The organism is Micromonospora sp. NPDC085948 (assembly GCF_040686315.1).
Lineage (GTDB): Bacteria > Actinomycetota > Actinomycetes > Mycobacteriales > Micromonosporaceae > Micromonospora.
This window is the reverse complement of record NZ_JBFBJW010000011.1, coordinates 146,189-159,455: the sequence shown is the minus strand read 5'-3', so window position 1 is coordinate 159,455 and position 13,267 is coordinate 146,189. Positions and strand designations below refer to the sequence as shown.

14 protein-coding genes and 1 tRNA gene are annotated in these 13,267 nt (G+C 70.8%); 5 read left to right on the top strand and 10 right to left on the bottom strand.

Annotated features, from left to right (window positions below; translation table 11 throughout):
- Window positions 1-387: 387 nt before the first annotated feature.
- Window positions 388-510 (top strand): hypothetical protein, encoded by a 123-nt coding sequence (locus tag AB0O48_RS25180; RefSeq protein WP_365068670.1) that lies wholly within the window; start codon window positions 388-390, stop codon window positions 508-510.
- Window positions 510-923, top strand: coding sequence for a hypothetical protein (locus AB0O48_RS25175; protein WP_365068668.1), 414 nt, complete (start codon window positions 510-512; stop codon window positions 921-923). Before AB0O48_RS25180 ends, AB0O48_RS25175 begins: the two co-directional genes overlap by 1 nt.
- A gap of 28 nt (window positions 924-951) precedes the next feature.
- On the opposite strand, the gene AB0O48_RS25170 is transcribed toward AB0O48_RS25175, so the two are convergent.
- Together AB0O48_RS25170 and AB0O48_RS25165 are read right to left on the bottom strand one after the other, a co-directional pair.
- Window positions 952-1,155, bottom strand: a complete 204-nt coding sequence (locus tag AB0O48_RS25170; RefSeq protein WP_357244886.1) for a heavy-metal-associated domain-containing protein — start codon at window positions 1,153-1,155, stop codon at window positions 952-954.
- Window positions 1,152-1,568, bottom strand: coding sequence for a nuclear transport factor 2 family protein (locus AB0O48_RS25165; protein ID WP_365068666.1), 417 nt, complete (start codon window positions 1,566-1,568; stop codon window positions 1,152-1,154). The genes AB0O48_RS25170 and AB0O48_RS25165 overlap by 4 nt, the downstream gene beginning before the upstream one ends.
- 74 nt (window positions 1,569-1,642) lie before the next feature.
- Between AB0O48_RS25165 and AB0O48_RS25160 the strand changes: the two genes are divergently transcribed.
- Window positions 1,643-2,230 carry a TetR/AcrR family transcriptional regulator gene (locus tag AB0O48_RS25160; RefSeq protein ID WP_365068664.1) on the top strand — a complete coding sequence of 196 codons (588 nt, stop codon included), beginning with the start codon at window positions 1,643-1,645 and terminating at the stop codon, window positions 2,228-2,230.
- A gap of 372 nt (window positions 2,231-2,602) precedes the next feature.
- On the opposite strand, the gene AB0O48_RS25155 is transcribed toward AB0O48_RS25160, so the two are convergent.
- The 5 genes from AB0O48_RS25155 to AB0O48_RS25135 all read right to left on the bottom strand — a co-directional run bounded on the left by AB0O48_RS25155 (window position 2,603) and on the right by AB0O48_RS25135 (window position 6,786).
- Window positions 2,603-2,674: transfer RNA gene (locus AB0O48_RS25155), tRNA-Val, on the bottom strand.
- Window positions 2,675-2,750: 76 nt separating this feature from the next.
- Window positions 2,751-3,215: a peroxiredoxin gene (locus AB0O48_RS25150; RefSeq protein ID WP_357244880.1), complete on the bottom strand. Its 465-nt coding sequence runs from the start codon at window positions 3,213-3,215 to the stop codon at window positions 2,751-2,753.
- Between the two features lie 86 nt (window positions 3,216-3,301).
- Complete coding sequence (locus AB0O48_RS25145) at window positions 3,302-3,739, bottom strand: DUF3052 domain-containing protein (RefSeq protein WP_007463483.1); 438 nt, start codon at window positions 3,737-3,739, stop codon at window positions 3,302-3,304.
- A 113-nt stretch (window positions 3,740-3,852) separates the two neighbouring features.
- Complete coding sequence (locus AB0O48_RS25140) at window positions 3,853-6,330, bottom strand: thiamine pyrophosphate-dependent enzyme (protein WP_365068661.1); 2,478 nt, start codon at window positions 6,328-6,330, stop codon at window positions 3,853-3,855.
- A 51-nt stretch (window positions 6,331-6,381) separates the two neighbouring features.
- Window positions 6,382-6,786: a MarR family winged helix-turn-helix transcriptional regulator gene (locus AB0O48_RS25135; protein WP_365068774.1), complete on the bottom strand. Its 405-nt coding sequence runs from the start codon at window positions 6,784-6,786 to the stop codon at window positions 6,382-6,384.
- A gap of 227 nt (window positions 6,787-7,013) precedes the next feature.
- Between AB0O48_RS25135 and AB0O48_RS25130 the strand changes: the two genes are divergently transcribed.
- Window positions 7,014-8,660 carry an alkaline phosphatase D family protein gene (locus AB0O48_RS25130; RefSeq protein WP_357571388.1) on the top strand — a complete coding sequence of 549 codons (1,647 nt, stop codon included), beginning with the start codon at window positions 7,014-7,016 and terminating at the stop codon, window positions 8,658-8,660.
- 144 nt (window positions 8,661-8,804) lie between these two features.
- On the opposite strand, the gene AB0O48_RS25125 is transcribed toward AB0O48_RS25130, so the two are convergent.
- Together AB0O48_RS25125 and AB0O48_RS25120 are read right to left on the bottom strand one after the other, a co-directional pair.
- Window positions 8,805-9,209, bottom strand: coding sequence for a YjbQ family protein (locus tag AB0O48_RS25125; RefSeq protein WP_357244874.1), 405 nt, complete (start codon window positions 9,207-9,209; stop codon window positions 8,805-8,807).
- Between the two features lie 26 nt (window positions 9,210-9,235).
- A complete protein-coding gene (locus AB0O48_RS25120; protein WP_365068659.1) occupies window positions 9,236-9,619 on the bottom strand; it encodes a hypothetical protein in 384 nt (127 codons plus the stop codon).
- A gap of 172 nt (window positions 9,620-9,791) precedes the next feature.
- On the opposite strand from AB0O48_RS25120, the gene aceE reads away from it, so the two are divergent.
- Window positions 9,792-12,530: a pyruvate dehydrogenase (acetyl-transferring), homodimeric type gene (aceE, locus tag AB0O48_RS25115; RefSeq protein WP_357244870.1), complete on the top strand. Its 2,739-nt coding sequence runs from the start codon at window positions 9,792-9,794 to the stop codon at window positions 12,528-12,530.
- A 277-nt stretch (window positions 12,531-12,807) separates the two neighbouring features.
- Here the strand turns inward: aceE and AB0O48_RS25110 are convergent, their stop codons facing one another.
- Window positions 12,808-13,254: an SRPBCC domain-containing protein gene (locus AB0O48_RS25110; RefSeq protein ID WP_088988232.1), complete on the bottom strand. Its 447-nt coding sequence runs from the start codon at window positions 13,252-13,254 to the stop codon at window positions 12,808-12,810.
- Window positions 13,255-13,267: the final 13 nt, after the last annotated feature.

The following is a 13,267-nucleotide window of genomic DNA, read 5'->3' as shown; positions in this document are numbered from 1 at the left end:
GGCCGATCGGGGTCGGTCCATCCCGCGTGGACCCGAATAGAATTCGGTGGGTGAGGCCACAGGCGGTCCTGCTGGACCTGGGAGTTTCTCCGTCGCCCGCCGGGTCGGGTGAGCTACTGCTGGCGGACGAGCGGAGCTGTCGTCTCGTCTTCGTCGCCGAGGCGCCGCACCGCGTGGCGATGGCCACCTTCGTCGGTTTCACGCAGGTGCTCTTCGGCTGTCCGAACGACGAGGCGTTGCCCGGTCACCCTCTCCACGACCCCGACTGGGAGTACGGGTTCTACGAGGTGCAGGGTTCGCCGTGGCCCGGCAGGTTGGAGGCACAGAACGCGGTGCCGTTCCCGGATCAGACATCCCTCGGGCTGGCGGCAGCTGCGCCACTTCCTCGTGGTCTGCCACGAAGACCTCGTCGAGGTTCTCGCCGACGACGTGAGCGTCGAGGTGTTCGACACGTCGTTCGAGGAGGTGGCGATGCACGCCCTACGGCTCAACCTGGGCAGCGACTCCTGATGCCCGACGAGATCCTCGTCGGGCTGTGGGACAGCGGCCCGTACGACTACGGCGCGTTGGAGTCCAGTTGGGTGTGCCTGCGAAGTGACGGCACCGGCTGGAGCGCGTGGGCCAACGCCGCCGGTGGCGCTTCGGTGAGCCAGTTGAGCTGGAGTTGCCCCGAGGACGGCGTGTTGGAGTTGCGGTACCGCTGGACCGCCTCGGGCAGCGGTCGCCCGGGCACGATGCCCGAGCTGGTGGACATCGACGAGGAGGGCCCGGACGACACGCTGGTACGGACCCGCTTCGCGGTTCGCCGCGACACCCCACCGTTGGTGGACTCGCCCGTCACCAGTCTCCACCTCGACGCAGCCGTCGAGTTCGCGCATCGCTTCGCGATCGTCACCCGGGACCTGACGGATCCCGCACACTGACGCGCACGGTCCGTCCCGGGGGCAGGCGTCAGGGCAGTTCGTAGCCGGCTTCCTCGACGGCGGCACGCACCTCGGCGATGTCGAGAGGTCGGTCGCTCGTCACCGTGGCGGTGTCGCCTTCGACGTCCACTGCCACGTCGGTGACACCGGGAATCCGTTCGATCTGCTCGGTGACGAAGCCCGCGCAGTGCCCGCAGGCCATACCGATCACGCGATAGCTGCTGACGGTCATGTCGACAGCTGCTCCTCGTCGCTGGCCCGGACGGGAACGGCACGGGTGAGCATGTGCGCCTGCCGCATCCGCCCGTCGTCAGCGAACTGCCCGAAGAAGTACACGTCCACACTGCCCTCCCGTGTGGAGGTCTGGAAGTGCAGGGTGTAGCGGGCGGCGATCCGGTCCCCGTCGGCGATCGCCTCGTGCACCTCCCACCGGGCGCCGGTCTGGTGCTTGCGGGCCGGGCGGGTGTGCGCGATGAGCTTGGCGCGGTCCATCAGGTGGCCGTCGGCGACCTGCACAATGTCGGGCGTGTGGTAGCGGTCCACGACCGTCGCCGGATCCTCGTCGCCACGGACCAGATCGTGCATGAAAGAGGTGAAGAAGTTGGCGATGAACTCCTTCGGGTCAGTGCCGTCGGAAGCCTTCATCTCACCCATCCTTCGGTCGAAGCTTTACAGCTTGTAAAATATCGACCCTCAACAACTTTGGCAAGGTGTAAGAGATGAGTGGTTCAGCGGACCGCAACCGCCGCGCGGACGCGCGCCGCAACAGCGGTGCGATCCTCGACGCGGCGCTCCGACTGCTCGACGCGCAGCCCGACGCCAGCCTCGACGCCATCGCCGGTGCCGCCGGCGTCACCCGGCAGACCGTCTACGCCCACTTCCCGTCCCGTGAGCACCTGATGGTGGCCGTCGTCCGACGGATCACCGACGAGGCCGTCGCCGCGATGGACGCCGCCGAGCCGGACCGCGGACCCGCCCCGGACGCGCTCATCCGCGTCCTCACGGCCGGCACCCAGATCGCCGAGCGCTATCCGGGCCTGACCCAGCAGATCGCGTCACTGCCGGTGAGCCCGCAGGTCGACGAGGAACGGCACGCGCCGGTCGCCGACCGGATCGACCGGGTGGTCCGGCGCGGACAGGCGAGCGGCGAATTCGACAGTGGACTACCGGCCGGGTTGCTCGCCGCGATCACCATCAAGATCGGCCACGCCGTGGGCGAGGAGGTCGACGCCGGCCGGATGTCCCGGGCCGAGGCCGCCGACGCGCTGCGTACCGTCCTGATCAGGCTGCTGCGACCCAGCGGGTGATCATCCGCGGACGCTGAGGTGCGGCCGCGGCCGAGCCTCGATCGGCAACGATGGGCGACATGACCCGGCTGAGAAAACCGATGACGTGCGACGACCGACCCGGGGAGGCGCGGTGACGCAGCGCCCGCCGCACCAGCGGGGCCGGTGTCCCGTCTGCAAACGCCTCGTACCCCTCACCGCCGAGGGCGACGTGGCGCGACACAACGGCACCATTCGTGCCTACGCCCCGCCCGAGGAGTGCCCCGGGGGTGGACAGCGAGCGGAGGCCACGGGGTCGTGAGCGGAAGCGCGAGCAGGCCTCGTGGGCTGGGCCAGGAGACGAGATGGGCCGCCGGATCACCGGCAGCCCATCTCGCTTGCTGGACTGAGGGGTGGGCGCGGCAGGTTTCGAACCTGCGACCCCCCGCTTGTAAGGCGGGTGCTCTCCCACTGAGCTACGCGCCCGGATCGCCCGTGCGGCGGGCCGGTGGCTGGCAAGCTTACCTGCTCGCCGCCGGCCCCGGCGCACGGCGTACTCCGGTCAGCCGGTCACTTCGGCGAGGGCCTTGCGCCAGCCCTGCTGGTCGCGGGCCTCGCCCGGGCCGTTCATCTCGGCGAAGCGGACCACGCCGGCCTTGTCGATGACGAAGGTGCCCCGGTTGGCGATGCCGGCGACGTCGTTGAAGACCCCGTACGCCTGGGCGACGGCGCCGTGCGGCCAGAAGTCGGCAAGCATGGGGAACTGGTAGCCCTCACGGTCGGCCCAGATCTTGTGGCTGTAGACCGAGTCGACACTGACCGTCAACACCTGGACGTCGTCGTTCGCGTACGCGTCGAGGTTGTCCCGCACCTCGCACAGCTCACCCTGGCAGGTGCCGGTGAAGGCGAGCGGGTAGAAGACCAGCAGGACGGAGCGCCTGCCCCGGAAGTCCGACAGTCGGACCTCCTGGTTGTTCTGGTCCTTCAGGACGAAGTCCGGCGCCTCGGCGCCAACCTCGATGGGCATGCGTACTCTCCTCGGGGGTCGAGTCGGGTTACGGCACCAGCCTGCCACCCGACGGTGCGGACCGCCGGGCTGCGAAGCGGCGCGGGCTACTTCTTGGCCTTGGCCCCTCGGCGCAGCACGAGACGTGCGCCGCTCCAGTCCCGGCCGGCGTTGACGGTCGAGGTCTGCTGAAGGCCGGCGGTGGGCGCGGACTCCGCGACCTCGCTCGGCTCGACATGCCCGTCACGCCCCGCCTTCGGGGTGAGGAGCCACACGACCCCGTTGTCGGCCAGCGGGCCGAGGGCGTCGACGAGAAGTTCGAAAAGGTCACCGTCGCCGTCGCGGTACCACACCAGCACGGCGTCGACCACCTCGTCGGTGTCCTCGTCGACCAGATCTCCACAGCGGTCGGTCAGGGCGTCTCGGAGATCCTGGTCGACGTCGTCGTCGTACCCCATCTCCATGACGACCATCCCCGGTTCGATACCGAACCGGTCCGCCAGGCTGCGTACCCCGTCGGCGGCCTGACCAGCGGTCGCGCTCACTGTCGCGTGCCTCCTCATCTCGTCCCTGCTCGCGGCGTCGGTGCGACGGCCGTCAGGCAAAGTCCACACAGTTGTTGGTCCGCGCGCAAGTGGCGCACCGGGTGGAACGGAATTTACCGTGCCAGCAGCGTACGGGCACCGTCGGTAATGGCTTCCGCGGAGACCAGTACGTGACGCGCTGCCGGACCTAATGGTACAAACGAGTCAACTCCGGCCACTCGACGTGCGGCACCGACATATCCGGCGTCGACCAGGGCGGCGATGACCCCCTCGCCCACCCCGCCGGATCGGCGCGTCTCGTCCACCACCAGCACCCGGCCGGTCGCCGACGACTCCCGGATGATGTCGGCCACCGGCAGCGGCGCCAGCCAGCGCAGATCCACCACCCGGGTGCCCACCCCCTCCTCGGCGAGGACCGCCGCGGCCCGCAGCGACATCCGCACCCCGTTACCGAAGGTGATGATGGTCAGGTCGTCGGCCGAGCCGACCCGGTAGACCCGGGCCCGGCCGATCGGCACGTGCCCGGACACCCACGCGCCCGGCTCCGGATAGCCGGCCAGCCACTCCCCGTCGCCCTCGGCGTACAGGTCGCGCGTGTGGTAGAGCGCTATCGGCTCCACGAACACGCAGACGCTGCCATCCACCGCCGCGCTGGCCAGGCAGGTCCGTAGCATCGGTGCCGCGTCGTCCGGCCGCGCCGGCACCGCGACCACCAGACCGGGCACATCCCGGAGTACGGCCACCGAGTTGTCGTTGTGGAAGTGCCCGCCGAACCCCTCCTGGTACGCCAGCCCGGCCACCCGGACCACCATCGGGTTGCGGAACGCACCCCGCGAGAAGAACTGCATGGTGGCCGCCTCGCCGCGCAGTTGGTCCTCCGCGTTGTGCAGGTACGCCAGGTACTGGATCTCCGGCACCGGCAGCATCCCGGCCAACCCGGCGCCGAGGCCCAACCCGAGGACCGACGTCTCGTCGAGCAACGTGTCGAAGACCCGGGCCGCCCCGAAACGGTCACGCAGCCCCTTCGTCACCCCGTACACGCCGCCCTTGGCCGCCACGTCCTCGCCGAAGATTGCCATCTGCGGGTGGTCGAGCATCCCGTCGGCGAGTGCCGCGTTGATGCTCTGCGCCAGGGTCATCGGCCCGGCCAGCTCCGGCGGTTTGCCCCCGAACGCCTCGGCCCGGGCACCGGCGCCCGGTCCGCTGGCCCGCGCCGCGGCGTCGCCCACCGCCCGCGCCACCCGCACCGGACGGCGGGGCGCCAGCGCCGACACCACGTCGGCCGCGGAGGCCAACTTCGGCTCGCCCAGCACCTCCTCGGCCAGCCGCCGTACCTGCCAGCCGGTCTCGTCGTACCGGGCCAGCAACTCCTCGCCGGTGGCCACGCCGGCGTCGACGAGCAGCCGCGCGGTGGCGACCACCGGGTCCCGGTCCAGGTCCTCGGCCAGTTCGGCCGCGCTCCGGTACGCCGACTCCGCGTCCGCCCCGGCGTGTCCCATCAGCCGTACCGTCCGCAGGTGCAACACGGCCGGCCGCCGGGTACGGCGTACCCAGGCCGCGGCCTCCGCCGCCACCGCGTACGTCTGCACCGGGTCTGCCCCGTCCGCGCTGAAGTAGCGGATGCCCGGCCTGGCCCGCAGGGTGGCCTCGACCCAGCCCTCCGGTGAACGGACGCTGATGCCCAGCCCGTTGTCCTCGCAGACGAAGAGCACCGGGATACGCAGCTTGGCGTGGTCGTACCACCCGGCGGTGTTGAACGCCGCGGTGGCACTGGCGTGGTTGACCGAGGCGTCGCCGAAGGAACACACGACGATCGCGTCCGGGGGCCACGGGGCGGCCGCTGGGACCGCGCCACTGCCGACTGCGGTACGTCGCCCGGCGTTGTCCAGCCGGCGCAGCCGCTGCACGGCCAGCCCCATCCCGACCGCGCGGGGCAGGTGCGAGGCGATGGTGGAGGTGGTCGGCACGATGGCCAGATCGGCTCGGCCGAACACCTTGTGCCGGCCGCCGGCGACCGGTTCCTGACTGGAGGCGACCATCCCGCGCAGCACGTCCCGGGCCGCGTCCACGTACGGCGCGAACCCGCCGGTGGGCGGCTCGGACCCGATGGGGTGGGCGTCGGTCGGCTCGGAGTCGGGCGGCTCGGAGTTGCTCGACTCGGCGTGGGTCAGCTCGGAGCTGCTCGGCTCGGCGTCGGGCGGCTCGGCGTCGGGCGGCTTCGGGTCGGCGGTCGATGCCGAGTCGGCGGCGACCTGCGCGGCGCGGACGCAGTAGAAGGCGCCGGAGCGGTAGTGCAGCAGCGCCGGATCGGTGGGGCGCAGCGCGGCGGCGACCGCGGCGTTGCCCTCGTGCCCGGCCGAGCCGATGGTGTAGAAACCCTCCCCGAAGCTGCGCAGCCAACGGCCGGCCAGGTCGAGCTGCCGGCTGGTCACCTGCGCGTCGAACAGGTCCAGCACCTGCGCGCCGGTCAGTGGGGCATCGTCGCTGACCGGGTCGGCGGGATCACGCCGCCGCCCCGCGGCGGGCAGAGCCGCCAGGGTCTCCCGGAACCGGTCGTCGAGATCTTGCGGGGTTGTCACGTGGGACAGCATTACCGACGAGGGCCCTGGTCGCCCAGTGGGACACGGTCGGCGCGTGTCGACTCACTCCGGCCCGCAGGGCTCCAGACGGTCACCGGAGGACACCTTCCGGACCAGGTCACGAAGGGTGCTCAGCTCCCGGTCGGTCAGCCCGGACAGGAGTCGGGAGTCGGACATCACCTCGGTCACCCGGTCCCGTTCGACGCGTCCCCGCTCGGTCACCACCAACGTCTTCTGCCGACGGTCCCCGGGGTCGGTGCGGCGCTCGACCAACCCGGCCTGCTCCAGCTTGTCGACCAGCATCGTCACGTTCGACCTGTCGCAGCCCAGTCGACCGGCGAGATCACGGGCGGGCAGCGGGTGGTCCGGGTCCAGTTCGCGCAACGCCCGGGCCGCCGCCGGCGTGAGCCCCAGTTCGGCGAACGCGGAGCCCTGCCGGTGACGCAGAGCGTCGCTCACGTGGGCCATCCGGCGCAGCACGTCGGCGGCGAGATCAGCCCGATCCACCGGTCCACCTGCTGCGGAACCCACCTCCTGCGTCACGGCCACATCGTACGCAGTGCGCCCAGGACGAATCGACAGCGGTCGTCGGTGTTCGACTGCCGGCGACGAGCCGGGCCACTGACTGTCATCTGTCGGCCACCGGGGCTCGCCAGGCTCCCGGTGTCACGCAGATCGGACTCTGGGGAGGATTCGTGTCACTGTCCCGACGTACCATCCTGCTGTCCGGCGCCGCAATCGGCGCCGCAGGCGCGGTCACCGGGCTGCCGGCGGCGGCCGGCGCGGCGGCGGCCCGGCCGCTGGCCTACCCGTTCACCCTCGGTGTGGCCTCCGGCGACCCCGACCACGACGGATTCGTGTTGTGGACCCGCCTGGCCCCGCAGCCACTGGCCGAGGACGGCCTCGGCGGCATGCCGGACCGCGCGGTGCCGGTCCACTGGGAGTTGGCCGTCGACGAGCGGTTCCGGCATGTGGTGCGCCGCGGCGTCGCCGTCGCCCGCACCCGCTCGGCGCACAGCGTGCACGTGGAGTTGGCCGGCCTGCTGCCCGGGCGCGAGTACTTCTACCGGTTCCGGGCCGAGCGCCACGTCTCGCCGACCGGACGTACCCGCACCGCCCCGGCACCATGGAGCATGCCGGCCGCCCTGGCGATGGGCTTCGCCTCCTGCTCCCAGTACGAGCACGGTTACTTCACCGCCTACCGGCGGCTGGCCGAGACCGAGCCGGAGCTGATCCTGCACCTGGGCGACTACCAGTACGAGTACGCCCCGGACACGTACAACGTCCCCGGTGGCAACCCGCGTGACCACGAGGGACCGGAGACCCGGACGCTGGCCAACTACCGGCAGCGGCACGCCCAGTACAAGACCGACGCCGACCTGCAGGCCGCGCACGCGGTGGCGCCGTGGGCGGTGGTGTTCGACGACCACGAGGTGGAGAACAACTGGGCCGACGAGGTGCCCGAGGCGCCGGACCCGGAGTTTCCCGCGCGGCGGGCGGCGGCGTTCCAGGCGTACTACGAGAACATGCCGCTGCGGCGCACCTCGATCCCCCGCGGCATCGACATGCAGCTCTACCGGCGGGTGCGCTGGGGGCGGCTCGCCACGTTCCACCTGCTCGACACCCGGCAGTACCGCGACGACCAGGCCTGCGGCGACGGCTATCGGGACTGCGCGGCGGCAGCCGACCCGTCCCGGTCGATCACCGGGGCCGAGCAGGAGGCGTGGCTGCTGGACGGCTTCCGTCGCTCGGACGCCCAGTGGGACATCCTGGGCCAGCAGGTCTTCTTCGCTCAACGGGACAACAACTCCGGTCCGCTCACCGTCACCAGCATGGACTCCTGGGACGGCTACGTCGCCTCCCGGGACCGCATCACCCGGGGTTGGTTGGCTGCCGGGGTACGCAACCCGGTGGTGCTGACCGGCGACGTGCACGCGCACTGGGCCAGCGACCTCAAGCTGGACTACGCCGATCCGACCTCGCGCACCGTCGGTACCGAGCTGGTCTGCTCCTCGATCACCTCGACGGGTGACGGCGCGGACTCGACGTCCGGCTCGCACCCGTGGTTCGCGTTCAACCCGCACCTGCGCTTCCAGAACAACCTGCGGGGATACGTGCGCACCACGATCACCCCGGGACAGCTCACCGCCGACTTCGACGTGCTGCCGTACGTCAGCCGACCGGGCGCGCCCGCGTACACCCGGGCCTCGTTCGTGATCGAGGACCGCGTGCCCGGCCTGCACCAGACGGCGGACAACCCGGTCCCGTCGGCGGTTCGCAGCGCCGCGCCGTCCGCGGACCCCGGCCAGCAGACCGTCGATCAGGAAACCGTCCGCCCCTAACCGCCCGACGCCGCAAGATCCGCGCAACATCGGGGAAACTGCTGCCTCGGCACAGGCTGAGGCAGCAGTTTCGGAGATGTTGCGCGGATCTTGAGCTGAGCGCCGACACGGAGCGGCGGCACGGGTCGAGGCCCAGGACGGCGATCAGCCGGGGAGGAACGAGAAGCGGACCTGGCGGGTCGGGTTGTCGCCGTTGGTGTCGACGAGACAGATCGACTGCCAGGTGCCGAGCGCGAGCCGGCCGCCGAGCACCGGCAGCGTGGCGTACGGGGGGACGAGCGCCGGCAGCACGTGGTCGCGGCCGTGGCCGGGCGATCCGTGCCGGTGCCGCCAACGATCCGTCGTGGGCAGCAGGTCGTCCAGCGCGCTCAGCAGGTCGTCGTCGGAGCCCGACCCGGTCTCGATGATCGCCAGACCGGCGGTGGCGTGCGGCACGAAGACGTGCAACAGGCCGTCGTCCTCGCCGGAGACGAACTGCTGGGCCTCTGCGGTGATGTCCCGGACGGTCGGCCGTGACCCGGTCTGGACGGTGATGACGTCGCTGCGCATACGTCGCATTCTGCCGCAGACACGAGTCAGGATCCGCCGCCACCGCCACCCGAGTCGCCGCCACCGCCACCGGAACCGCCACCGCCTCCGGACCAGCCACCGCCGTCGGACCAGCCCTCAGCGCCGGTGCCGCTCCCGTAGTCGCTCGAGCCGCTCCCGTAGTAGGTATATGGGGTGTAGGTGTCCTCGTGCCCGCGGCGCTGACCCGGCACCGGCCGCGTCCTCGCGGGGGCCGGGGCCCGCAGGCCGCGGCGCGCCTGGACCGCGCCGAACACCACGGCGGCCAGACCGAAGATCACGACCGGGAGTACGGCGGGGTCCCCCGACGCCAGCACCCACGTTCCGGGGATCGCCGCGAGGGTCCCGACCGCCAGAAGCGCACCGCCCGCACCCACTCGTCGCCCGTTCATGGCGTCACGATAAAAGGCCCAGACAAGGGGTCGAGGGCACTTCGTAGCGCTAAGTTACCGGCGGGTACCTGTGTTCAGCATCGCGTCCGGGGGACCTAGGCGTGACGAGGGGTGCCACGAGAGGGCAGGATGGCGCTAGAGACCTATCCCACACACAACCGAGGGAACGCCTGTGGCTACGGAACGCAAGCGCCCGGTGATCAGCGACGGCCTACCGAGCCAGCTTCCGGACATCGACCCTGAAGAGACAAGCGAATGGGTCGAGTCGCTTGACGGTGTCATCGACGAACGCGGTGCCAAGCGCGCCCGCTACGTCATGCTGCGCTTGCTGGAGCGGGCCCGTGAGCGCCAGGTCGGGGTTCCGCCCCTGACCACCACCGACTACATCAACACCATCCCGTCGGAACGCGAACCGTGGTTCCCGGGTGACGAGCACGTCGAGCGGCGGATCCGGGCGTACGTCCGGTGGAACGCCGCGATGCTGGTACACCGGGCGCAGCGCCCGGAGATCGGCGTCGGCGGGCACATCTCGACCTTCGCCAGCTCGGCGTCGCTCTACGAGGTGGGCTTCAACCACTTCTTCCGGGGCAAGAACCACCCGGGCGGCGGCGACCACATCTTCTACCAGGGCCATGCCTCCCCCGGCATGTACGCGCGGGCGTTCCTGGAGGGGCGGCTCAGCGAGCACCAGCTCGACGGGTTCCGCCAGGAGTTGTCGCACCCCGGCGGTGGGCTGCCGTCGTACCCGCACCCGCGGCTGATGCCGGACTTCTGGGAGTTCCCCACCGTCTCGATGGGTCTCGGCGGTCTGAACGCGATCTACCAGGCCCGGTTCAACCGCTACCTGCAGCACCGCGGCATCAAGGACACCTCGCAGCAGCACGTCTGGGCGTTCCTCGGCGACGGCGAGATGGACGAGCCGGAGACGCTGGGCGCCATCGGCGTGGCCGCCCGCGAGGAGCTGGACAACCTCACCTTCGTGATCAACTGCAACCTCCAGCGGCTGGACGGCCCGGTCCGGGGCAACGGCAAGGTCATGCAGGAGCTGGAGTCGTTCTTCCGGGGTGCCGGCTGGAACGTCATCAAGGTCGTCTGGGGCCGGGAGTGGGACCCGCTGCTCGCCGCGGACACCGACGGCGCGCTCGTCAACCTCATGAACACCACGACCGACGGCGACTACCAGACCTACAAGGCGGAGTCGGGCGCGTACGTGCGGGAGCACTTCTTCGGCCGCGACGCGCGGACCCGCAAGATGGTCGACCCGCTCAGCGACGACGAGATCTGGAACCTCAAGCGGGGTGGGCACGACTACCGCAAGCTCTACGCGGCCTACAAGGCGGCCACCGAGCACACCGGTCAGCCCACCGTCATCCTGGCGAAGACGATCAAGGGCTGGACGCTCGGCTCGCACTTCGAGGGCCGCAACGCGACCCACCAGATGAAGAAGCTGACGCTGGAGGACCTGAAGACCTTCCGCGACCGGCTCTACCTGGACATCCCGGACAAGGCGCTGGAGGACAACCCCTACCTTCCGCCGTACTACAACCCGGGTGAGAAGTCCGAGGAGATCCAGTACCTGAAGGAGCGGCGCGAGCAGCTCGGCGGCTACCTGCCGTCCCGGCGGACCAGCACCAAGCGGCTGACCATCCCCGGTCCGGAGCGGTTCGCCGACGTCAAGCGCGGCTCGGGCAAGCAGAAGGTGGCCACGACGATGGCCTTCGTCCGCCTGCTCAAGGACATCATGAAGGACAAGGAGTTCGGCAAGCGCTGGGTGCCGATCATCCCGGACGAGGCCCGTACCTTCGGTCTCGACTCGATCTTCCCCACCGCGAAGATCTACTCGCCGCACGGCCAGCGCTACACCTCGGTCGACCGGGAGCTGTTCCTGTCGTACAAGGAGTCGACCACCGGGCAGATCCTGCACGAGGGGATCAACGAGGCCGGCTCGGTCGCCTCGTTCACCGCCGCGGGTTCGGCGTACGCCACGCACGACGAGCCGATGATCCCGATGTACATCTTCTACTCGATGTTCGGGTTCCAGCGGACCGCCGACGGGCTCTGGGCGGCAGCCGACCAGATGGCGCGGGGCTTCCTGCTCGGCGCCACCGCCGGTCGGACCACGCTCAACGGTGAGGGCCTCCAGCACGAGGACGGGCACTCGCTGCTGATCGCGGCCACCAACCCGGCCGTGGTCGCGTACGACCCGGCGTTCTCGTTCGAGATCGCGCACATCATGGAGCACGGCCTGCACCGGATGTACGGGGACGCGCAGGAGAACGTCTTCTACTACCTGACGGTCTACAACGAGCCGATTTTGCAGCCGGCCGAGCCGGCCGGGGTGGACGTGGAAGGCCTGCTCAAGGGCATCTACCGCTACTCCCCGGCACCGGAGGTCGACGGCCCGAAGGCCAACGTGCTCGCCTCCGGCACCGGCATGCAGTGGGCGCTCAAGGCCCAGCAGTTGCTCGCCCAGGACTGGGGGGTGGCCGCCGACGTCTGGTCGGTGACCTCCTGGACGGAGCTGCGTCGCGACGCGGTGGAGACCGAGGAGTACAACCTCCTCAACCCGGGCGCCGAGGCGAAGGTGCCGTACATCGCGCGGAAGCTCGCCGACGCGGACGGGCCGAAGGTCGCGGTCAGCGACTGGATGCGGGCGGTGCCGGACCTGATCGCCCGCTGGGTGCCCGGCGACTACACGTCGCTCGGCACCGACGGCTTCGGCATGTCGGACACCCGGCACGCGCTGCGCCGGCACTTCCACGTCGACGCGGAGTCCATCGTGGTGGCCACGCTGCGGCAGCTTGCCCGCAGCGGTGCGGTGGCGGCCAGCGTGCCGGCCGAGGCCGCCAAGAAGTACGCGATCGACGACGTCAACGCCGCCCCGGTCGGCGAGACCGGCGGCGACAGCTGATCCAGCACCATCGAGAAGGGCCCGGCGCTTGCGCGCCGGGCCCTTCTGTTCGATCACAACCCACACCCCCCGCTCGGGTCGATCATGGAGTTGTGGTGGGGGACGAAGCAGTCAAGACACCTCGCACCGGGCACCACGACTCCATGATCGACCCGAGCAGGGGTGGGCGCGACCGCGGGCCGGCGGGGTCGGGAGCCGGAAGCGGCGGCGGTCCGGGGTCCCTGGCGGGGATCCGGACCACCGCCGTCGCGGGTGACGCCGGGAGGATGGGCGCTCGTCAGCCGACGGCGGCCAGGTCGGTGAGCCGGGCCAGCGAGTCCTCCAGGTCGGCGCCGACCCGACGCAGTCCGAGGCGCAGCAGGGCAGCCTTGACCGGGCCGGCCGGCCAGCGGACCACGATGAGTCGCACGATGGTCCCGCCCTCCTCCTCGTCGGTGGTGAGCTGGACGTAGATCTCGGTGCGCGCCTCCGCCCGAGAGCCCGCGCCCTTGGCCCGTTCCCGCCAGCCGATCAGCGTCGGCTCCTGGTAGGCGATCACCTCGGCCTCGTGCGCCGAGCCGCGCCCCGCCTGGACCAGTTGTCGCCGGCCGAAGCCCTCTCCCGAGAGCACCTCGGCCGCGCGGACGCCCGCCAGCCAGGCCGGCAACTGCTCGGCCCGCTGGACGACATCCCAGACCACTTCAATTGGCGCCGCCACGTGCGCACTGCGTTCAACGAGGATCATTTCCGTCTTTCCT